The following is a 20,769-nucleotide window of genomic DNA, read 5'->3' as shown; positions in this document are numbered from 1 at the left end:
TACTCCTAAACTACGCCTCGCTGCCATCGGCAGGGGCAAAGGGGCGGGACCATGGCGAGCAAGAGCTGAACACTTCCTTAATCCCGCTCTGACGGTGCATATGTGGGAATGATTGTCACAAATGAAAGCACCGGGTCTTTATCGTCCGCGCCGTTTGCTTTGGGGCTTTGACATCATCTGCCGCATCGCTTCCTCTGCCCGAGCTCTGGCTTCTGCATCGCTGTTGAGGTTGCGGACTTCCGACGACTCCTCTTGTTGACTGATGCCATTCTTGCGTGCCCGCCACTGCTTGGCCTGGGCAGCGCTGGCAGCCGCGTTAGCCAACTTTTCCAACCGGTCCAGCTGCGGCGTGCTGGCTTTCCCACTGATTTCAGGTTGTTCGGCCTCTTGCTCCGGGCTCTTTTCCATCTGTTCGCTTCCTTAGGCTCGACATCGTTGATTATGCTATGCCGTTACGTGCTTCAATGTCAGGGGTATTGGTTAACTTCGTCTTACCCATAAAGGTCCGAGGTACGCCGATGCGGAAGATCCACCCCGGCTTCATAGCGGTCGCCATCCTCTTGGGACCCGTCACTCTCATTTTGGCCCATGAGAAGATCACTCGAACCCCAGCCCAAGAGGTCTTTGAATCCTTCGACCCACTGCCGGTCTTGCGACAGGCGTATACACGGTGCGCCAAAGCTCCGAAGCAACAGCGCTCAGTCGAGTGCGACGAGTACGTCAGCTTCTTCGAACAATGCGCTGCCGGGAAGAATGAGTGCGGACCACAATCCGTCTATAAGGTCCTCACCAAGTTCATTCTCTCAGCGGCCCCGAAGAAGCTGAAAATCGAAAAAGTTGCGACTGCAAGCGACGTCTGACCGTGCTTCCAGTGGCGATGCTTTTTCACTCGCGGCGCACTACCACGATAATAGCCTGTTCCCACGAAGCCAGGGCCAGATGGCGTGCGTCGTCACACATCGTCTCGTCGTGGGTCGATCTAAGTGGAAGGCGCAATGCCGGAACACATCGCGCGCTCTGGTAGGGTCTGGTGCTCACCCTCCAGCCAGAGCGCTTCGGACTTGTACACAGCGTTCAATTGCACTTCACGCGTTCGTGGTTCATTGTGGAGGCGTGGTGTTGCAACCGGCATCACAAAAGCGCCCTGACAGCGAGCTCATACGGCTAACTCTGTCAGGGCGTTGTCATGTGTGAAGGATCTTCGCTCATTGATGAAGAGCCTATCCTCAGGGCATAGTCTCCCTGTTGGACGACCAACGCCTGCGTATCTCCCTCTCAGGCTATAGCTGGTCGATGACATCTCACTGCGTGGTTCGGCGTAGAAGATTGTAGAGCTCGGCGAACCTGCGCTGATCAACTGTTTCTCCGAAATCGAGCTTACCTGATCCCAGCAGATCAGCGAGAACCGAAGGTGGCAGGCTCAAGGCTGGCGGCCGATCGGAAACCATAGTGCGGGGTTCAGGGTTGCTTGCCTCTTCCTCTGCCATATACGAATAAAAGGCTTCTCGATCCCTTACCGGCTTTGGGTTTCATGACCGTTCACCGCCGTTTTCTCCTCACCCCGTCCTTCGCCCGCCTAATCCGGCGTGAGAGGGGCGGGCTGCGCCTCGTCGAGGGCTTCTTCCCTGAGCAGGAAAATCGCTCTTCCTGGGTTCGTCTGGAAGAGGAGAGGAGCTTGCTGTTCCTCAAAACGGTCGGCGCTCACGGCGAGGTTGAGGATCAGGCGGAGATCCCGCTGGGCCATGCTCACGCGCTACTTGATGTCTGCGCCGCCAAGGTCGACTACTCCCGGACAGCCCTGCCGATCGGTGAGGGTCACGCCCTGGTCGACGAGATCACCCGGCCCCGTGTCCTGCACCTCGTCACTGTTGAATTCGCCTCTGACGGGAAGGCGAGGGGCTTTCGCCCGTTGGAGTGGTTCGGGCCTGAGGTGACGGCGGATCCCCGCTATACCAACCAAGCCATCGCTCTGAGAGGCCTCGACGAGGCTCCGGAGATCCCGCTGTCCGATGAGGCGCTCAACAGCCTGATCGATACGCTGGAAGGCCGCTTTCCCGCTCAGGCGCAGGTGGCCGTCAACCGGCCCAAGACCAAACAGGTACCGGTGACCCGAGCCAAGGCCCAGGCCAGCGGCGGCACCGTCAAAGTCAACCTCGATGAGATCGAGCAGGCCATGATGCGCGAGATGGAGAAGACGCTCCAGAAGGGCAAGCCCGAGTAAGGGATAGCCAGCCCGATGCCCGACGCCCGCTCGCCCATACGGTATCACCTGGTGCTCTACCGGCGTGATCCGGAGCAGGGTAGAGCGCGCTTCTTCAGCCAGATGATCGAACGCGACCTGTTCGGCACAATCCGGCTGGTTCGCAACTGGGCTTCGTTGGCGGCAACAGCGCAAAGGGTCAGGAGAAGGTCGAGATCTTTCCTGACGAGTCCGAGGCCGGGCAAGCTCTGGAACGCAGGGCAGCGCCCAGCGACGGAAAGGCCATTTGGACCTGTGACGAGTCTACATAAGGCTCAAGCCGGTCCAGACGACCCGTCCCGCCGCCTCAATCCAGCTATTCCGCACCTCGGAAGCCGCCTGCGCCCGTAAGTACAAGATTAAACAATTCGCAGCCGACTTGATTGGGGAAGGCCCGCTGCGCTGGCCTAGGCAGTGTGTCAATTCCTGGATGCCTCAGCGTCTGGCCTGGCGTTTCGCGGACCGCTTCACGATGACCTCCTAGCGCCGAGCAGAGGAGGTATCAGGGACCGAGATGGTGACCTTCTGGCCAGTGCGCGGATCAAGGATGGTGAGGGTCATGGAAACCTCCTGCGATTGACCCCAGCATCGCCCGAAGCCACCCGTCGTTCTGTGGCAGTCGTCACACAAGCCCTTTGTGACCTGGCGCACAGTCATTCATCGACGACACGACTAGACTTTACGAGTGACTTTTGTTCCTCCCTAACCTCAGCGCCTCGGTTCACTACCGAGGCGTTCTTTTGGCCCGTTACACAGTCTTATCGGAACTTCGCATCTCGACGCGCGAGCAGCTTTGCCGCCTTGGCGATCTTGAGCGGACGCGGAGAATGAACGACCGGGAGCCGGGGAGATCGACGCACAGAGAGCCCGTCCGCGCGAAGCGCCTCTTCGACGCTGAACTGCAAGTCCCGGGCGGCTTCATGAAGCTTGTGCGCCGGGACTTGGGACTTGGGTCCGGTCTTGATGTAGCGCGCCTCCGTCGGCTTATCGAAATCCCGGGCTGCATCGCACACGAGCCTGACCCGCTTTCCGATCACTAGCCCCCTCCGCTCCGCCGCATCCGCGAGGTTCGTCAGGCTGTGACTGTAGGGTTGTCTGCCCAGTTCACTCTCCGCGATGCCCTGAAGCCTCAGATAGGCCTTCAGGAACAGTTCGATGGAATGGAAGTACAGAAATCGCACTGGCTCCTCATAGAAGCCGCCCGATGGCTTCGGAGCGGCTTTCAGGACAGCCGCATCGTGCAGATAGGCATGAGCCAGGTTGAACCATGCTAACGGTGTTTCACTCACGCCTGCCCCTTCCAACAGCGTGTCTCTGATCGTCATCATGGCCCTCCAGAGGGGAGGGACAAGCGGTACGGCAACCGAAAAGCGATCTCAACGAGAAGCGCTGGAATCCTGTGCCCGTGAGCGCTGCCCTTGGATTGTCAGCACTCCACCGGCCACGAAGTCCAGTCTGAAACGCTCCGTCCGCTCAAGCGCGACCGACAATATCCCAGAATGAAGGCCAGGCTGCATCGAGATCATGAGACGATCTGCCGGCGTCGGAATGTTGTCGTTCGATGGTTTCGGCGCGATTGGCCGCTTGTCGATATGTCGCTTGCACATGGGAGCCCCCTTTCCCTGTCACCCACTTAGCGCTCCAACATTGTGCGAAGGTCGCTTCACCAATGGGGATGATGGCAAGCGGTGAGGAATTCCGCCCGCAAGTTCGGCAAGAGACTCGGCAAAGGGCAGGGCTTAAACCACCTTGTTCTGGGTTGCAGCCCTTGCCGCTGACGTAAAGACAACGTTAACCAAGGCATTCTATCATCTTATGGTTGCGATTAGGCGTCGGCATCGGGCAGCCGGTGATGAGACTACGCCACAGTGAACCCAGCGTAGCGAGCATTAAGCATCGCTGATGAGCCCTCTTGCACGGCGAAGGTGGGCATCCGATATGCGGGAACCGCACGAAAGTTATCGAGTTCTGACAACCGACGCTCCACAAGCGAGCGTAGCGAATTCGACATCTGCGACACCGATCGTCTCATGTGAAGCATGATCTGTGGCTCAAGGAGATCTTTCCTGAATGACAACGAAGAACAATGCTCTTAGCTTCCAGGCCGGTGAAACGGTCGTGTATCCCGGCCATGGCCTCGGGGTGATCACAGGGATCGAGGAACAAGAAGTTGCCGGGTTCAAACTAGACCTCCTTGTGCTTTCACTCGACTCGGGAAAAGTCACGGTCCGCATTCCCACTGCCAAAGCGAAAAGCAGCGGCCTGAGGAAGCTGTCCGAACCGGCCGTCGCCAACCAGGCACTCGAGATCCTGAGCGGAAAGGCTCGATCCAAGCGTGGCATGTGGAACCGCCGGGCGGCGGACTATCAGGAGCGCATGGGGAGCGGGCAGTTGACTGCCGTCGCAGAGATCCTGCGGGATCTGAACCGTGGGCCGCAGCAGGAAGAGGCGTCCTACAGCGAGCGACAGATTTTCGAAGGCGCCCTGGATTTCATGACGAAAGAGATCGCAGCAGTAAGACAGATAACGGAAACCGAGGCCCGCAAGCTCATCGAGCAGGGTCTAGCCAGCGCTCTCCATTCCAGCAAACCGGCTGGGAGCGAAGCGGCGGCATAACCGCATTGCACACAGTTCCCATATAGGGTTCTCAGAGGAGAATAGGCTATCAGGCCCAGCGCCAGGCCGCGGGTGAGAAGTATCAGGAGCGCAGCACGAGTATCCATGCGGACTATCCAGGCCGCGCCGCGAAGTTCACACCCCCAGCCTGATTTTTGCTGATACGTCCTCGCCTTGCGGCGAGAAGTCGGTTGCGAGCGTGTGCTGTAGGATCCTGTCGCGGATCATCCGCTTCATGCTTCCTACCATTCTCGCCATCTCGTAGACCCGGTTCTGCAGGGCCGTCACATCTGCCATGACCTGGAACGGCGGATCTGGCGGGTGCGGCAGTGCGAGGCTGTTCTCCAGTTCTTGCAGTAGTGCTGCAATCGCCAAGTTGTCGTCGCGCAGCCGCTGCAGCTCTGCCTCGAGCATGTCTGATGTCTCCTGAGCCTATCCAGAGCTGCCGGCTTCTGAATTTTGGGCACACTACGCCGAAAGGCTACTGGGGCATGACCACGGTCAGGTAAGGGGCTGAGGGCTTCTCGTTTGCCCCAACCAGACCCGGCACCTGGTTCCTGACCGGCTTCAGGCTCTTGAGATAGCTGGCGAGAGCCCGGGCATCCCCATCGGTGAGCTTGCCGTAGGAGTGGTACGGCATGATCGGCACAAGCTGACGACCGTCCGGCCTGACGCCGGTCCGCACAGCCTTGATAATATCGGCCTCGCTCCACTTGCCCAACCCAGTCTCGGGATCGGGAGTGAGGTTGGGCGGGTAAAAGATCCCGAGCCCAGGGGTTTGAAATCCAACCTCTGATCCGCCTAAGTAGCGCTGCATATCGGGTTTGCCGAGGAAGGTGCCAGGAGTGTGGCAGCCCGTGCAGTCCATGATGGTCACGAGGTACTCGCCGCGTTGAGTTTGCGTCTGGGCGAAAGCCAACGAGCCTGACATGAGGAAGCTACCGGCTGCCAGGGCGGTCCAGATGATCGATCTCATGTGTCTCTGTCCAAGGTTGAACCCAGCCAAAATGGCAGAGGCCAAGCTGGAGTGAAGTGCGCATAAGGCGTAGAGTGACCTTGGCAGAAGCCTCAGGCTTCTTGTAAAAAGGACACTTGTACGAAGTGTTATAATCTTTTATCGAACTGCCAGTCGTCGACTCCCCGCTGTCGTGATCGGGCAAAGTACTAGCCCTCGTTTCAGACTCTCCTAGAAAAACTGCGGTTTCCCTGAGCTGATAATCACAGCTCTCTGCACACGATATTAGCTCGGCAGAAGCAATCTTGAGCGGCAGAGACCGCCTCGTTACGCTGCTTTGTGGACTGGGTAATCTGGAACCACCAAGTACTCGTAAGGCCTAACGCGATCCGCAGCCGCTTCGAGCCGGCTGCAAAAGCGCAGATGGGCATCCCTGAGAAGCCGCCGCGCTCGTACGCTAGACTGCGGGAACCTGACGTTCTCCCCAACCAGTGCTACCGCCGCCGCATATAGGTCATCGGCAGCGGCCTCGATGCCGGGGTTCCGCTCAAACAGGCGTAGAGCACGAACGAGATGTGAGCTGAGATCGCGCAGATCAGTGCCCCGACCACCTCGCTCGATCTTCTTTAAGACGGGTGCAATTAGCGCAAGGTTCTCGTCAACTGCTTCCGTGAGAGCCTTGAACATCATTTGCCTGCCTCGCGAGAAACAGCTCTGCGACCGCCTCAGAGCACGAGCGAAGAATGTGCGAGTATGATTAACGAGCCGTTACTCGCTCAGCGCATTTAGTTCGCTAAATTCCTCGACTGGACACAGCGGAAGCGATCGCAGGATCTTTTGGGTCGCCGCTAGCCCGAGATATCAGAATCCGCAAGCCAATACCCCGGCAGAAGCAGGTACTGCTGAAATCAGCAGCTGATCTGTTGCTTGGTCCTATCGACCTGAGCCTTCGAACGACAAACGCTTTCACACGGGATACCGTCCCTGTCACGATCAGCCCCGCTATAGCCACCGCACCACATTTCGACAGCTTCCTGGCAGGTGCTGGCGGCGCTGCAACTCCGACGCTGAGCCACTATGAACTCTTTCACCTTATCGACGCTCGGCTTTGCCGACGGGTTCAAGAGGCTTCCCGTTGCTGGTCCAGCCATCGCCATTGCGGCAAATGCCGCGATCAGTGCTTTTCTCATGAAAGGCCCCCTAGCCTCCTGGAGCGCGCCACCCGGCTGCCCTCGCTTCATCTTCGGTGCAGAACCAGCGCTCACCGTTGGATTCCTCGATGTTGGTCTTGGCGTAGTTCTTGCTGCCAGGCACATGATAGATCTTGCCCGAGCTCGAAATGTTGCCCTTGATGGCACATTTGCGGTCTGAGCCCGTCGAAGCCTCCGACGCTAAGCGCTCACCACGGCGCCAATCCCAGGGCTCCACGAACTTTCCGGCCCACAATCCCCGCTTGGCTTTGCGCGCCTCGGCCTCGTCCCCGGAATAGCGGCCATCGGAATATTGCTTGTACTCAAGCGCCCAGCCTTGACGGATCAGCTCAGCGTTGATCTCGCGCCCATTCGCCTGGCACACAGCGACGATCCGGCCGTAACGGTCCCGATCCTCTTCCTGGCAAGACACCCGGCCATTGCGGCCAATCAGGGCTGCGAGAGCGTCCGCCGCCTGAGAGCCACAGAGATAACGCTTGCCTGCAGCATCTTCACAGGTCTGCTGTCCCTCAGGAGTATCGACGCCATAGAGACGAATGCGAGCGGACTGGCCACGAATGGACAAGGTGTCGCCATCGACGACGTCGGCTTGGCCAGACAATGGTGCGGCAGAGATGCCAGTTATGAAAAGAATGCATAGCGCAACGGCGCCGAGGAAAGGCTTCATTCGGGAGGGAAACATCGGTGATGGACGAGACTCGAAGACAGGGATCGACCGGCTGTTTACAGACCAAATCGGCTCTCGTCCATTGCTCAAACAGATGCCGAGATTGGACAGTATGATTTTGCCAAGGGTAACCCGCGCTCCGGCTGCGGCTCCTTTGTTGATAGCGTGTTCTAGATGTTTAGTCCCGGCATTTGGTGGAGCGGGTCGAGCCTGAAGCGTTGAGGCTCGCTTATCCAGATCTTGCAGATGCACTCGTAGGGGGTGAGGCCGCGCAGCGTCTTGAGCCTTCGGGCGAAGTTGTAGGCGGCGAGGAAGTCGCCCAGGTGCCCCTGCAGCTGGTCGTGGGTGTCGTAGTAGTAGCGCCTGACGGTCGCGTCCTTGAGGGTCCGGTTCATGCGCTCAACCTGTCCGTTCGTCCAGGGATGGCGTGGTTTGGTCAGGCGGTGCTCGATGTCGTTCTGCGCACAGGCGAGCTCGAACGAATGGGCCCGGAAGATCTCGCCGTGGGCCATCGCCTCTTTGATCAGAGGGGCAGCCGAACTGGTGTTGCCGGGTGTGGTGAAGTGAGTGCCGTTGTCGGTGAGAACCGTGTGGATCTTGTAAGGCACGGCCGCGATCAGCGCCCGCAGGAAGTCACCCGCCACGCGCCTTGTGGCTTTCTCATGCAGTTTGGCAAAGGCGAATTTAGACGTGCGATCAATGGCCACGAACAGATAAAGCCGGCCCTCTTCCGTATGCACCTCGGCGATGTCGATGTGGAAGTAGCCGATCGGGTAGCTCTTGAACTTCTTCTTGGCGGGCTTGTCACCGGTCACCTCTGGCAAGCGGCTGATACCATGCCGCTGCAGACAGCGATGCAGGGATGAGCGCGTCAGGTGCGGGATGGTGGGCTGAAGGGCGTAAAGGCAATCGTCCAACGGCAGCAGGGTGTGCTTGCGGAAGGCGACGACGATCGCCTCTTCCTGGACCGAGAGCACCGTGGAATGCGGTGCTCTCGGCCCCGTCGGGCGATCTGCGGTGGTATCCCGCTTCTTCCATTTGGCGACCGTCTTCGGGTTGATGCCATGGCGCTCGGCCAGGGCCCTCAGGCTCGCTTGACTATTTTGTATTGCTCGACGGACTGGATCGAGCGTTGTGGCGCTCCCATGGAGAACCTGGCCCATAGATGGAGTATTCGGCCTGCCATCCCATGGCTTGGGCTAGAAAGGCGCGCGCCGCGGGACGATGATGAAACCTGGTCTGTTGGATCAAGCACAAGCATCAGGAAAGGAAGCCTAGCATGAAGCACTATGCTGGACTGGACGTCTCCGTGAAAGAGACGTCGGTGTGCATTGTGGATGAAACGAGGATCTGCCGCGAGACAAAGGTGCCGAGCCACCCAGACGATCTCGCGCAAGTCCTCCACGATCCTGCTTGGCGGCTCGAGCGGATCGGCCTTGAGGCTGGCCCTTTGTCGCAATGGCTGTTCAGTGGGCTTGCAGAAGCCGGTCTGCCTATCGTCTGCATCGAGACCCGCCATACGAAGGCATTCCTCAAGGCACAGGTGAACAAGAGTGACCGCAACGACGCACGTGGCATTGCGCAGATGATGCGGGTGAATCTGTTCCGACCGGTTCATGTAAAAACCCTGACCAGCCAAAAGCGGCGCGCCCTCCTGACCGCCCGCAAGTTGCTGCAGGAGAAGGCGATTGCATTTGAGAATGATATTCGCGGCCTGCTGCGCAACTTCGGCCTCAAAGTCGGCATCGTTGGCGCAGCCAAATTCGACATCCGCATTCGCGAACTCCTTGACTGTCTGCCTGACCTGGCAGAGATCATAGAGCCGCTGCTGGCCAGCCGGCGAAAGCTTCGAGAGGAGTTCGAGCGTCTTCATCGAAAGCTGCTATCGATTGTCCGCGACGACGGTGTTTGTCGACGCCTGATGACCATTCCAGGGGTCGGTCCCGTTGTCGCTTTAGCCTATGCCAGTACTATCGACGTTCCGGCTCGCTTCCGGAACTCCAAAGCCGTGGGTGCCTCCCTGGGGTTAACGCCGGTGCTTCATCAGTCGGGTGAGAGCAACCGGATCGGCCGCGTCTCCCTCTGCGGGGATGGCATGATGCGAACGCTGTTGTACGAAGCCGCTCAAGTCATGCTGACGAATGTTCACGTGAAGTGGTCGTGGTTGAAAGCATGGGCGATGAATATCGCCAAACGGCGTGGTGGGCGAAAAGCCATTGTTGCGCTGGCCCGGCGTCTGGGCGTGATCATGCACCGCATCTGGAGCGATGGCACCGTATTCCGCTGGACGAGGGAAAGCATACCCGCAGCTGTCTAAGATGCCATACCGGAACGGGCAATGAGATAACTCGAATTCCGCCAGAAGGCGGAAGAAAGACGTCCTTCGCAGGACGATGGATCAGGCGAGCTCGTGGATGCGCTTGTATCGGCCGCGCTGCCGCGGCCAGAACGCCCCATAGATTGAGCCACCTCATCCTACGAATCCCATGGTGGGAGGGCAAATGTGCCGATCCCGGAGAGAAGCAAGGCCCTGCGAGAGACGACTGCCTGGAGGTGGGATGGCCGATGCCTTAAAAGCGCTTGACTTGGAGGGGCCGAATAGAGAAGCGCATCCCTCCATTCCGGCGATAAGAATGCACCATCAAACCCTGGGATCAAACATCTAGAGCATCGGACTGGAAATCAGGCGATTAGCCACCCATCCCCAACATTCAGTCCCATGTCCTTCATGATCGCCAAGTCGATCTGCTCGATGTCGTAGCGTAAGCCCCGCATGTAGCCGATGTTCCCCTCCATCAGGTTGTCGTCGAGTCCGTCCGAGGTCTCGTGCCCGTAATGCGCGTAGTTGTTCGCGTCACCTTGAAGCGAATTCGAAAGCGGCAACGGTCCGCCGAACACTGCGGCCGCAGTTTGCCCGTTGAAGAAGGGATTGCCGCCCTGGAACGTGATGAGGCTGTCGTAGACGGAAGCGAACCCCTTGGTCAGCGTGCCGTCCTCATTTCCAAATCCGGCCATGCCCAGTGCATGGCCGAACTCGTGCATGAACACGCTTACGCCGTCGGTCCTGTTCACGGGGACCGGATCGGTGCGCCCGGCCGGGTTCGGGTCGAGCCAGAGCTCATTCAGCAGGTAGTCGATCGGAAGCTCGACACGGGCGTCGGCCTCAGCCCCGTTCAGGTCCTGTCCGGTAATGAGTTCATGGGGAACGCCGTCCCTGACCAGGACATTGCCGTTGAATTCGCCGATCGGGGTGTTGGCCACGCTTGCGGCCGATGCCGTGTCATCTCCCTCCACGATGACGATATCAATGTCGATGGAACCGTCTCCTGAGATGTACTTGGCCCAGTTCTCGACCGCGGCGCTCATGTTTGCGATGATCGCGTCGTGCTGGGAGGTCGCCATGCCGTTCGGGTCGACGACGCGCACGGTGAAATCGAAACCGTCAGCCCCGGGCGTCAGTATGTCGTCGAGGCTGCGCGTGCCGTCCGCGAACTGGAAGCTCTCGACCTTGCGTACGGTGTCGGTGCCGTCGGTCGTCAGCTTGTCGCCCGGCCTCAGGTCCTGGATCGTCAGGGATCCGTCGCCATTCTGCGTGATCCGGTAGTCGGACAGGTTGCCTCGGTATTCCGCCGTGTCCGTGCCCTTTCCGCCAATGATGATATCGTCGCCGTAGCCGCCCCGAACGGTATCGTCGCCATGGCCCGCATGGATGAAATCCCAGCCCCGCCTGCCGTCGATGGTGTCGTCGCCGGATCGGCCGAAGATGAAGTCGGCCGAGTTCCTGCCGGTGAGAGTGTCTGCCCTGTTCGATCCCCAAATGAACGCCATGGAATTTCCTCCCGGATTGCCCCTTGGAGACCCACCTTGGCCGATCGACGGCGTGACGGGTTCATTGGTTGCCCGGTTCCCCAACACCGTTGGACTGGAATTGTGCGCTTCTTGGGACGCGTCTCATCCCCCAGACGGGGTAGGTTCGAATGCCACGCCGAGCCCGTAGGAGTGTGACCTGTCTGGAGCGATGTCCGACAGCCAGGAGCTAGAGAAGGCGCTGCCGGCTCCGATCGCATCGGCCGCTCAATGTCCATCAGGCCAAGGCACTCTATGATGAGCGATGGACAGCCCGCCGCCATGCAGGCCGGGTCGGCGTTGCTCGCTCTCCTTGGCCCTTCGAGGTGGGATCGTGCCACTCCACAACCAAACGAGCAGCCACAGATGATTATGCCCGCAGCCTCTGCTCCCGCGACGCGCTGCTGGCCTGGGACTGCAGGTAGGCATCCCGATTGCGCTTGAACGTTGCGGCCTTTTCGAGGTCCTTGAGGATCTTCTTTTGCGCCGGCACTTGGCGCTGGGCGTATCGGGCGCAGAGCCGGGGCAGTGAGAATGGGACCGCTATGTCGGCCCGGTTCTTGCGGATGGCGTCCTGAATGAGCTCGACTTGCTCGCCTGGCAGCGGTATCCCATCTTCCTCACCGAGGAGCAGCAATAGGTTCATCACCGCAGAAGGCATTGCTCTGACGAGTTCCTTCCCTGGTTTTGCAGCGGCGATCCCGAGATACTCGGTCCTTGCAAGTGTGATTGTCAGCGTCTGGTCCTTGCTCAGGGGAGCATCGGAAAGATCGGTGAGGTGTTCCCGGAAGCTCTGCTCCCTTGCACGAGCCACATCGTCATGGCGGACGAACCCTGCCTTTTGCCGGATCCACTGCTCACTTGGACCTTTGGGTCCAACTGCGACGATGGAGGACTTGATCAGACCCTCAGCGAGACTCGGGCGGAGTTGCTCTTCCTTCTCCGGGTTATCGATAATGAAGAAGCGAACGTTCGTGTTCGCCACGATAGATTTTATTTCCGGAAGCACACTCGGGTCGAAGGTCGTGACAGAGAACGCGGTTGGCTTTCCTCCGAACGCATAGGGGTAGAGGTCGGCAAACCGCTGACGGAGCCGACAATAGGCGGCGAGGAGATCGCGCCGCTGTGGCGTGAGCTGGTTGGGCCGATCCAAAACCACCGAACGAAGGTCAGGTCGCAGGCTGTGGGCGCCTGTTGCTCGCTCGACCAACCGGACAGCAGCGACGTTGAGCAACCTGGCAAGCAGCCCTGCCTTATCCTTGAGGAGATCGATTGCAGCCGACATCTGGGTGGCATTGGCCGGAGCCGCGAACCCTGTCAGCCACGGGAGGGCGAGAGGCCGCGCCTGCTGAAGGCTTGTGACGAACTTACGCTGCTTGTCGGTTGGGCTGGCGCTCTCATAGTCGCCATCGTGCCGGATGCCGACGAAGGCCACGAACTTACGGGCGACGTCCTGGGTCTTGCAGAGGAAGGCCTGCTGCGCTCCTGTCCGTTCATCGTGGGTGGCCACCAGCCAGCGTGGGAGATCCGGGGCGGCTTCCTCATCGTAGAGACCAAATTCTTTGAGGTCGCAGAACAGCGCCACTCGGCTGGAGAATTTCTTGGTTTCGGAGTCATAGCGGCGCATACCCGTTGTCATAAGGCCAGCCGCAAAGGGCTTCGGCACCGGAAGGGTGTCCTCGTCGCCAATCTCCATCGTGGGGTCGAGCGGGTCATCGTACTGCTCGCAATCCCCCTCGCCCATCCGAAGACGGATTTGACGCTGGCGCTCCTCGATCTGCTCACGAAGGCTGGGATCTTTGTCGAACCAGGCCTCGAACTGCTCCCGGATCGGTGCGGCGAGCCCACGCACCTGACGGCGGCAGCGCTCTGGGTCGTTCCGGCGCATGGCGTCGATGTCGCTGAAAATGCGCAGGATGGAATTGCCGACATCGACAAAGACCTGGTGGGTCTTGCCCGACGCCTTATGAGCCCGTTCTCCTCGACCGCTGATCTGCTTCACCGGGCCGATGGAGCGCTCCTGGCAGGCGAGGATATTTAGGTCGGTCTGCGGAACGTCGGTACCGACGCCCAGAGCATTGACATTGACCAGAATGTCGAAGCCGCCCGCGCGTGCCGCATCAAGGAGATCGTCGCGCTTGATCTTGCGACCGGGCTCCTCGCCCTCCTTCAGCCCCTGCTCGGCGCCGTTGCGCCAGACGCGAATTTCGCCGGCCACGACAAAGGCTACGCGGGGCTTCTCTCCTTCCCTGCTGTGACCGGGAGGGAGGCTTTCTTGAGCCAGATAGCCGGAGAGTTCCCTGGCGAACTCGACGCTGTCGCAATGGATCATCGCCAGGGTGGCGCTGGCCGCGCGCTTGGCCCAGATCCGGGCAACGGCTGCCACGATGAGAGACGCAATAGCTTTGTCACCTTCGCTTGCTCCCTCTTTGAAGAAACGGGAGAACGCCTGCTGGGAGGCTTGGTCGACTGACTTGTTTTCGGCCAGCAGCGCGAGGAACGCGCTCTCGATGAGTCGGACGGCATCGGTGCCGAGATGGGCCTCGAATTCACCAGTAGCGATGTCGAACCTGGTGGGAACCGTGCGTCCAGTCGCCAGGACCTCGTCATAGGTCGCAACGTCGATCAGGTCGTGCTCGATGCTGGCGCCGAAAGCCTCCAGAGGGTCTTTGCCGTCGGTTCGAAACGGTGTAGCCGTCAGAACAATGCCGGAGCCGCCGGCGTGCGCGATACGGGACAGAACACGGGCGAGCTCCTCGGCCGCTGCCTTGTGGCCCTCGTCGATGAGGACCACCCCTCCCCTTTTGCCGAAGCGGTCGAGGGAGCGCAGGAATTCCTCGTCATCGAGCTTGTTGACGAGGGACATGTTCGTGGCGGGGATCACATCCGCGTCGAGCGAGTTCCGAACCATCGGGTGCTCGCCGATGGTCTCGTTCTTGGCGACGTAGAAGGCGGTCTGAGCGCCTTTCACTGCCGGAACGCTCTGGAACTGGGCATAGTTCTGGCGCAGGAGGCTGACATCGGGATGAAGGACGAGAATGGGCTTTCCTATGTCAATCGCGTCCTCGGCTGCCCCAGCTGCCAAGAGGCTTTTCCCGCTGCCAGTAGGCGCGAGGACCGCGCCAGAGCGCCCACGGCGAATTGCCTCTCGGACCGATGCGGAGATCCTGGCCTGATAGGGCTCGGCCTGCTTGTCGCCGATCCGTCGGCTGAGTTCCGAAACGGAGGTTTGAGGCACGGTATCGGCAGTATTGGAGATTGGCCGCATTGGTCAAAGATCTGAAAATCAAGGGCAAGGCGTGTGAAGTGGCGGACCAGCCATGTGCCATGATTCGCAAATCAAACCGCAGTCTGCCGATTGCAGTGATTATACCCTGAAGGATTGCGTAGGGCAGCGCTTATTGTCACGTTGTGCTCCAGACAGACGGGAATGCGAGATAAACTTCGGAATGCCGCGACGGAGGGTTCGACTCGTGCGCAATCTTTATAGCTCCTTTGCAACACAGGCGGCGATGCGCCCGGCGTTCAGTGTAACCCGTGATCGTGCGGGTGGAGATGTCACGATAACTGTAGGTCAGGGACCTCTGGCTCGTGCTATGGCATGACCAAGCCTGTCAGCGACAAGCGCCATCGGTTCCCACCCCCGGTCATTGCCCATGCAGTTTGGTTGTGCTTCCGATTTCCCCCTGGGCCTACGGCTCGTCGAGAAGATGCTCCTTGAGCGCGGTATCGTCGCCGGTGCAGAGGAATAGGACATTGCAGGTTCGCTCGGTCATGGGTGCCCCGTGCCAGACACTGCCCCTCAGCCCTGTGCTCCGAAGCACCAAGTTCCTCCAATCGACTGGGTTGCCGCCGCTACAAAGCGGGCGGATGCTCCCGCTTGGTGCCGAAGGAGCGTGAGGGGGTACCAGGGAACAGGGACACGTGCGTGTGCTGGGCGATCCACTCCGCGCCGACAGCCTGCCGCCCGAGCACCACCGTCGCCCGTCCGGGCCGATCAAACGCTTTGCCACCTTCGGTGTAGCCGGTGGACTCGAACACCGCCATGCCGACCGCCGTGAGGCGGTCGGCTGAGATGATGGTCCGCAGATCATCCAGACGCCGGCGGAACTGGTCGATATGGCTCCAGACGTGACGCCACTGCTCTTGCTCGGTTGCCTCGCGCCCAACAGTGAAGGCTGCGAAGGTCCCAAAGGTGACGATGTCGTCGGCGAAGAGCGGGCGGGAGCCCGTGAAATCCACCGCCTGGATGCAGAGTTGGAGCTTCTGGAACCAGCGGCGGATCAAGGCGACATCATCATCTTGTTCAGCCATGACGGGCTCCAAGGGCCGAGGCTAGGTGACAGGATGGTGCGCCTGCGTCAGGACGGGGTCAAGCCGCCCGCCGACTTCAGGTTCGCACCCGAAAGGGCTGGAGAAACTGGCACGATCTTGGCCCGGATCAGGTGATAAAGGCCGCCCTCCAGCAATCGAAGGCCGCAATTTCCATGTGAAGCCGTCCTTGGTTCCACCCAGAGGGCAGGATCATATGCCGACTTCCGAACCTGAGAAACCGACGAAGGCAGCCAAGAGTGCGACCCAAGATCAGACCTCAGCATTCCTTAGCCGTTACAACCGTCGAACGACCTTGCTGCTATTGTCGGCGCGGCATCCTTGCCGGGCCCCGAGGTGGTGACCAAGGTGCGGCCGTCCATCAAGACGCACAAGCTCCAGAACCCGCAGAACAAGCGCGAGATCATGACTGACGAGAAGCTTCAGGCGGTGTTCGGAGGCAAGAACAAGGTGAGCATGTTCGAGATGAACAAGCACCTTGCCCAGTCTCTTCTAAGCGTGCGTAGCGACAGGCCCACCTGGCCAGAGTTCTGACGAGGCGGGCGTGCCATCAGCTCCCCTGTTGATGGCTTCCCATCAGACCGCCTCCTTGAGCTCCTTGGCGGGCCGAAATGCGATCTTCTTGGACGCTTTGATCTTGATCGGCTCGCCGGTCTGCGGATTGCGGCCCATGCGGGCGGCGCGCTTGCGCACCTGCAGGATTCCGAGACCGCTCAGGCGGATCTTGTCGCCCTTCTTCAGGCTCTTGGCGATCATCTCGATCACCTGCGTCAGCACCTCATTGGCCTGGCGCTTGGGCAGCTCATGCGCTTGCGACAGCTGCTCGGCAATATGGCGCAGGGTCAGGATCGGGCTGGCCGATGTGCTGCCGGACTTCTTCGCGACCTTGGGGGCTGCTTTGGCTGTCGCCTTTGGGGCCGCGGCCTTCGTTGACCGCTTGGCGGCCGCGCCGGCGGATCCCGCCGCTTTAGCCGATCCTGACTTCGATGCGGCCACTGTGCGAGTCGGCGTCTTTTTGGCGGTGGTCTTGGTTGTCGCTTTCGCCATGGGTGAATCCCTCCTGATAAGCGCTAGTTCTGGTGATCACCCGATGGGCAATGGGCTTGCCGCCCCAAGGTTGAAATCACCAGCGAACTGCTTCGTTAATATGCATGCCTGAATGTGTTCACAGGATCTTGCGGCACCACAGGATCCTGTGTCGGATTGCGCGCTGGGGCAAAGCGGATCAGGATCTCTTTTGGTGTGAAGGGGCCTGGGTTCCGGCACACCGCGTTGCTGATGCGAAATCCATGGTGCGTTAGGCGGCAAGGAAGAGCTCGTTTCGCCTCCACGGAGCAGAGGGGTTCCTTTCATTCGGGCGTGCCGTCGCGATGCGCTCGTGGAAGCGTGCTTGAGCCTCCTTGAGCAGACGGCGCTTCCGGGCAAGGGGCTGACAAGCCTTTGTGCTGTCGTTCACAACGGCGGCCGCTGCAGCGTACAGGTCGGCTGTTGCTGCATCCAATCCGGGATCTCGCTCGAACAGAACAACAAGGCTTGCGAGGTGCTGCCTGAGCAGCGTCTGCAACTCACCAAGATAAGGCCGATCGCCTCCGAACTCGATGGCCTTCACAGTTGGAGAGATCAAAGCCAACTTTTCCTCAAGCGTGTCGGTGAAACGTCTTTCTGCCATGAGCAACCGTCTCCAAGTCAGAGGAAGCCCGCCCAGCTCCACATTCACAGGTAAGAGCATGGGCTGTCATGGTTAACCAACGGTTTCAGAGGGCTGGTGAAAATGCTGCTTAAGAGCTTGCTGCCATTGTATTGTGATCTGCCCAGGCCACTCTCAGCATCATGATCTGCGATCGTGTTCCTCGGGCGATATCGGAATCGATCGCATGCGCCCTGGCTTAAGCTTGGAAGAGGCTCCCGCTGGGATGGTCTTCCTCCGACAGCTTGCGAAGGTGCCGCGTCGGCCGGGACCGTCTGATGGTGGGCGTCGGATATGCATCCGAAATATTCCACACAGTTCCGATCCCGTCGACGTTTGTTGGGAAGGCTGAAGCGGCCCGGTAAGGCTCTAGCTTAAGATTAGCGAGTTGTCGAAGCGCGCTCGAAGTTACTCTGCACAGATCCCATCGGTGATCACCTCGTCGAGCAACTCGCGGCAAAGGCAGAACGTCTCCACGCCGGCCTGCCTCACCGCCATGCTACTGGACATGGCAATGCGGAAGCTCGTCCCCGCTATAGGAATTAGCTCCGCCTGCTTGGCGCGAAGCTGTTAGATCTCAGATCTCAAACGCCACGCTTCCAAGCTCTGCGGGCGACGTCCATGGCTGAGTGGGATGTTTTTCAACGCCCGGAAGGACGGAGCAGGGAGACGACTGACTGCGGCATGATCGGTTTCCGAGTGTACAGGTTGCACAAGATCTGCGACGGTGCATGACGCGGCTTCAGGAGACGCGGTCTCTATGATCGGTAAAATCCCGGGCCTGACGATCTTCGTCCTGCAAGCGCTGTGCATTGTTGCGATCGCCCTTGCTCCCCGCATCATCGACGCTCTGGGGCTGGCGTCGCACTAATCTCTAAGCGGCCCATGCCGGATGCCTGGTCATGCATCTCCGGATGGAAGCGCAGTCGAACTCTAAGAAGTTGAACCCGACCAAGTCCAACATTGAGAGGGATTGAGGTTCTTGGGCTTGGCCGGGAGTACGGTCGGGCAACCGGCGTCCCAAGATGCGGCTCTGTTACTGAACCATCGGTGAACGCGGATCAGCGTCCCATGCGGATCTGTTCCTAACGGGGTGTCCACCGCTCCAAGGCGCCGCCATGGCGATTGTCGGATATCATCTGTTTCGCGCTCAGTGAAGATGCTGGCCTCCGAGCGGGAGTTACATCCTTGAGCCGCTCTGCTGTTCAGGTGCAAGGCTGGGATGAGCTGTTGCGCACCACGCTGCCCGCGACCTCGCCATTCAGGAGCAGATCATATGCGCCCGGCGTCCCCTGGATCAGGCGATAGGTCATTCCAGGTTCCTATCGCAAGTAGGTGTCGATTAGCCTGCTCCAACGCCTTAGCGGTGGCAGCATTGCGATCAGAAGCTATATGATCAGGGTCGGACGCTGTTCGGGTGGGGCTCGAACGCCACCGATTTCAAGAAGCCGCGGATGTCGGAGATCAATGTTCGCGATCGTTGTAGCCAGCGATCTCGGTTCGTGTGTCCTGTCCAAATTACGGAGCCCTATTTCATCGGAGCCAAGGGCAGGGACCGCATTGACGGCTCCGCCTGAGGTAATGGGACGGTTGGAGGATCTGAAGCCACGCTGGTGTAGAGGAGCGCACGATCGAAGATGCCGCCAGCTAAAGCCAGCTAGGTCCAGACGTGCCTATCCATAAGGCCCTCGTGTCAGAGGAAGCGACCAGTATTGACATGGTTTGAGTCGCTAAGATGGCCTAAGGCTGTTGCATACTGACACTCATGCGGAAACACTCCTCCGGTTTGGCGTCCTGAGCACGGACACCTTTTTTGCGCCTCCGCATCCGCGCTCTCCCCGTCAGGCATCGTTCGCATGACGGCAGCCCAGCACTCAGCCGAGACGGTGCTCTGGCCGCGGCTGTCGAAGCTGATGCGCGATTATCCCGATATTACGGTCGAACTCGTGACTGACGAGGGTCTGACCGACATCGTGAGCGAACGTTTCTGCGGCAGGCGATTGTAGGAACGCCGGATGACTTCAAGTCTCGCCCGCTGCCGAAGCGTCCCGAAGACCTCACTGGCCATCGCTGCATTAACCTGCGGCGTGTCACGCGCGGAGGATACTTCCCCTGGGGGTTCGAAAAGCGAGGCCGCGAAATCAACGTGCGCATCGAGGGCCGGCGTGCGGTCAACAGCCTGGAACTCGCACGGAGCGTCGCACACCAGGGGTTCGGGCTAGTTTACCTGCCGGAGGACTTCGTCGAAGAGCAGATCGCGAAAAAACGCGTTATGCAGGGCTGGAAGATTAGTGCGAACCTTTCCCCGGCTACCAACTCTATCCCCGAGTAGCCGGCAGCACGCGCCTCTCTTTGCGGTCGTGCTCGAAGCGCTTCGAGCACGCGGCTGACAAATCGCAGCAACCCCAAGCCTGCGAAAGCAGCTCCCTGATCAGTTCACGAGAGGACGTTTCTCCGCAACCCGTAGGTTCTCATTGGCCCACATCGCAGCTTGGGTGCGATTGGCGGCACCGATCTTGCGCAGGATCGATTTCACGTGAACTTTGATCGTCGACTCCGTGATATCGAGCCTCCTGGCAATGACCTTGTTGGCGTCACCGCCCATCAGGGACTGCAAGATCACGGTCTCTCGGGGCGACAGTTTCGTCACCTTCGGATCAGGAGTGCTTTGCTCAGAGGGCAAGGACGTCCGACCAAGGCCCGAAACCGTTGACGCGTGAGTGAGAAGGGAGTCGACTGCGCTTCTGGGCAGGATCTGCTCACCGAGCACTGTCAGTTCAAGGACGTTGATCAGCACCTCACGACTTACTGTGGCAAGGCAGAAGCTATCAACCCCGGCCGAGACCGCAAGCTGGATCAGGTTAAGGTCAAAGCTGTCGGCGATGGCCACAATGTGAGCTGAGGGGTGTTGTCTCTTCGCGGCCTCAATAAGTGTGATTGTTTGCTGGGGGGATCCACTGGCATCGACGATATACAGAGCTGGTGTTGGGGCAACTGGATCGAATGACGAGCTATCCCCGATACGTCCTCTTTCAGCCACACTGAAGCGAGTACCAGCGAGAAGATGCGTCAGACCAGCCCCAAGCAGCGCATTTCCGCAAAGTAAGGCAGTTGCGACATGCTGGCTTAAGCCAACCGTCTGCCCATTGGAGTTAGTCGCGCAGCCGTATTCATCGCCAAACATCCCCCGCCCCCATATCGTCCGACGCGAACACC

The 20,769-nt window shown here is 59.7% G+C and carries 20 protein-coding genes and 2 pseudogenes; 8 read left to right on the top strand and 14 right to left on the bottom strand.

Annotated features, from left to right (window positions below; genetic code table 11):
- Positions 1 to 138: 138 nt before the first annotated feature.
- On the bottom strand, positions 139 to 408 hold the full coding sequence (locus BB934_RS45380; protein WP_099516044.1) for a hypothetical protein: 270 nt from the start codon (positions 406 to 408) through the stop codon (positions 139 to 141).
- Between the two features lie 110 nt (positions 409 to 518).
- On the opposite strand from BB934_RS45380, the gene BB934_RS45375 reads away from it, so the two are divergent.
- Together BB934_RS45375 and BB934_RS45370 are read left to right on the top strand one after the other, a co-directional pair.
- Positions 519 to 860: a hypothetical protein gene (locus tag BB934_RS45375; RefSeq protein WP_099516043.1), complete on the top strand. Its 342-nt coding sequence runs from the start codon at positions 519 to 521 to the stop codon at positions 858 to 860.
- A gap of 671 nt (positions 861 to 1,531) precedes the next feature.
- Positions 1,532 to 2,221 (top strand): CYTH domain-containing protein, encoded by a 690-nt coding sequence (locus tag BB934_RS45370; protein ID WP_099514059.1) that lies wholly within the window; start codon positions 1,532 to 1,534, stop codon positions 2,219 to 2,221.
- Positions 2,222 to 2,997: 776 nt separating this feature from the next.
- Here the strand turns inward: BB934_RS45370 and BB934_RS45360 are convergent.
- Positions 2,998 to 3,567, bottom strand: a complete 570-nt coding sequence (locus tag BB934_RS45360) for a hypothetical protein (RefSeq protein WP_099516042.1) — start codon at positions 3,565 to 3,567, stop codon at positions 2,998 to 3,000.
- A gap of 742 nt (positions 3,568 to 4,309) precedes the next feature.
- On the opposite strand from BB934_RS45360, the gene BB934_RS45355 reads away from it, so the two are divergent.
- Positions 4,310 to 4,855, top strand: a complete 546-nt coding sequence (locus tag BB934_RS45355) for a CarD family transcriptional regulator (RefSeq protein WP_099516041.1) — start codon at positions 4,310 to 4,312, stop codon at positions 4,853 to 4,855.
- A 135-nt stretch (positions 4,856 to 4,990) separates the two neighbouring features.
- Here the strand turns inward: BB934_RS45355 and BB934_RS45350 are convergent, their stop codons facing one another.
- From BB934_RS45350 to BB934_RS45325, 5 genes are all read right to left on the bottom strand, one after another.
- Positions 4,991 to 5,269 carry a hypothetical protein gene (locus tag BB934_RS45350; RefSeq protein ID WP_099516040.1) on the bottom strand — a complete coding sequence of 93 codons (279 nt, stop codon included), beginning with the start codon at positions 5,267 to 5,269 and terminating at the stop codon, positions 4,991 to 4,993.
- Positions 5,270 to 5,336: 67 nt separating this feature from the next.
- The gene (locus BB934_RS45345; protein ID WP_099516039.1) at positions 5,337 to 5,831 is read right to left on the bottom strand and encodes a c-type cytochrome; all 495 of its coding nucleotides are present in this window, start codon (positions 5,829 to 5,831) and stop codon (positions 5,337 to 5,339) included.
- Positions 5,832 to 6,718: 887 nt separating this feature from the next.
- On the bottom strand, positions 6,719 to 6,961 hold the full coding sequence (locus BB934_RS50785; RefSeq protein WP_335645693.1) for an excalibur calcium-binding domain-containing protein: 243 nt from the start codon (positions 6,959 to 6,961) through the stop codon (positions 6,719 to 6,721).
- Positions 6,962 to 7,010: 49 nt separating this feature from the next.
- Complete coding sequence (locus BB934_RS45330; RefSeq protein WP_237050847.1) at positions 7,011 to 7,586, bottom strand: thermonuclease family protein; 576 nt, start codon at positions 7,584 to 7,586, stop codon at positions 7,011 to 7,013.
- A 272-nt stretch (positions 7,587 to 7,858) separates the two neighbouring features.
- Positions 7,859 to 8,851 (bottom strand): IS481 family transposase, encoded by a 993-nt coding sequence (locus BB934_RS45325; RefSeq protein WP_099516036.1) that lies wholly within the window; start codon positions 8,849 to 8,851, stop codon positions 7,859 to 7,861.
- Between the two features lie 116 nt (positions 8,852 to 8,967).
- On the opposite strand from BB934_RS45325, the gene BB934_RS45320 reads away from it, so the two are divergent.
- Positions 8,968 to 10,005 carry an IS110 family RNA-guided transposase gene (locus tag BB934_RS45320; RefSeq protein ID WP_099516035.1) on the top strand — a complete coding sequence of 346 codons (1,038 nt, stop codon included), beginning with the start codon at positions 8,968 to 8,970 and terminating at the stop codon, positions 10,003 to 10,005.
- 365 nt (positions 10,006 to 10,370) lie between these two features.
- Here BB934_RS45320 and BB934_RS45315 read toward each other — a convergent pair whose 3' ends face one another.
- On the bottom strand, positions 10,371 to 11,516 hold the full coding sequence (locus BB934_RS45315; protein ID WP_099516034.1) for a calcium-binding protein: 1,146 nt from the start codon (positions 11,514 to 11,516) through the stop codon (positions 10,371 to 10,373).
- 388 nt (positions 11,517 to 11,904) lie between these two features.
- Entirely contained in the window at positions 11,905 to 14,802 is a 2,898-nt protein-coding gene (locus tag BB934_RS45310) for a DEAD/DEAH box helicase (protein ID WP_099516033.1), read from the bottom strand.
- 333 nt (positions 14,803 to 15,135) lie between these two features.
- On the opposite strand from BB934_RS45310, the pseudogene BB934_RS48515 reads away from it, so the two are divergent.
- Positions 15,136 to 15,265: pseudogene (locus BB934_RS48515) on the top strand (IS6 family transposase); the annotation flags it as partial.
- On the opposite strand, the gene BB934_RS50390 reads toward BB934_RS48515, so the two are convergent.
- Entirely contained in the window at positions 15,227 to 15,358 is a 132-nt protein-coding gene (locus BB934_RS50390; protein WP_257792404.1) for a hypothetical protein, read from the bottom strand. The pseudogene BB934_RS48515 and the gene BB934_RS50390 overlap by 39 nt on opposite strands.
- 31 nt (positions 15,359 to 15,389) lie before the next feature.
- On the bottom strand, positions 15,390 to 15,848 hold the full coding sequence (locus BB934_RS45295; protein WP_099516032.1) for a YybH family protein: 459 nt from the start codon (positions 15,846 to 15,848) through the stop codon (positions 15,390 to 15,392).
- A 214-nt stretch (positions 15,849 to 16,062) separates the two neighbouring features.
- Here BB934_RS45295 and BB934_RS51430 point away from each other — a divergent pair.
- A pseudogene (locus BB934_RS51430) lies at positions 16,063 to 16,400 on the top strand (SWIB/MDM2 domain-containing protein).
- 42 nt (positions 16,401 to 16,442) lie between these two features.
- Here BB934_RS51430 and BB934_RS50780 read toward each other — a convergent pair.
- Complete coding sequence (locus tag BB934_RS50780; protein WP_099516031.1) at positions 16,443 to 16,913, bottom strand: HU family DNA-binding protein; 471 nt, start codon at positions 16,911 to 16,913, stop codon at positions 16,443 to 16,445.
- A gap of 250 nt (positions 16,914 to 17,163) precedes the next feature.
- Positions 17,164 to 17,535 carry a hypothetical protein gene (locus BB934_RS45280; protein ID WP_099516030.1) on the bottom strand — a complete coding sequence of 124 codons (372 nt, stop codon included), beginning with the start codon at positions 17,533 to 17,535 and terminating at the stop codon, positions 17,164 to 17,166.
- 1,874 nt (positions 17,536 to 19,409) lie between these two features.
- On the opposite strand from BB934_RS45280, the gene BB934_RS48265 reads away from it, so the two are divergent.
- Together BB934_RS48265 and BB934_RS51425 are read left to right on the top strand one after the other, a co-directional pair.
- A complete protein-coding gene (locus tag BB934_RS48265) occupies positions 19,410 to 19,559 on the top strand; it encodes a type 2 periplasmic-binding domain-containing protein (RefSeq protein ID WP_157934738.1) in 150 nt (49 codons plus the stop codon).
- Positions 19,541 to 19,885 (top strand): LysR substrate-binding domain-containing protein, encoded by a 345-nt coding sequence (locus BB934_RS51425; protein WP_099516029.1) that lies wholly within the window; start codon positions 19,541 to 19,543, stop codon positions 19,883 to 19,885. Before BB934_RS48265 ends, BB934_RS51425 begins: the two co-directional genes overlap by 19 nt.
- Positions 19,886 to 19,984: 99 nt before the next feature.
- On the opposite strand, the gene BB934_RS45270 is transcribed toward BB934_RS51425, so the two are convergent.
- On the bottom strand, positions 19,985 to 20,737 hold the full coding sequence (locus BB934_RS45270; RefSeq protein ID WP_157934737.1) for a LuxR C-terminal-related transcriptional regulator: 753 nt from the start codon (positions 20,735 to 20,737) through the stop codon (positions 19,985 to 19,987).
- Positions 20,738 to 20,769: the final 32 nt, after the last annotated feature.

This window comes from Microvirga ossetica, assembly GCF_002741015.1.
Classification (GTDB): Bacteria; Pseudomonadota; Alphaproteobacteria; order Rhizobiales; family Beijerinckiaceae; genus Microvirga; species Microvirga ossetica.
The sequence above is the reverse complement of the archived record's forward strand: the minus strand, read 5'-3'. Positions and strand labels throughout refer to the sequence as shown.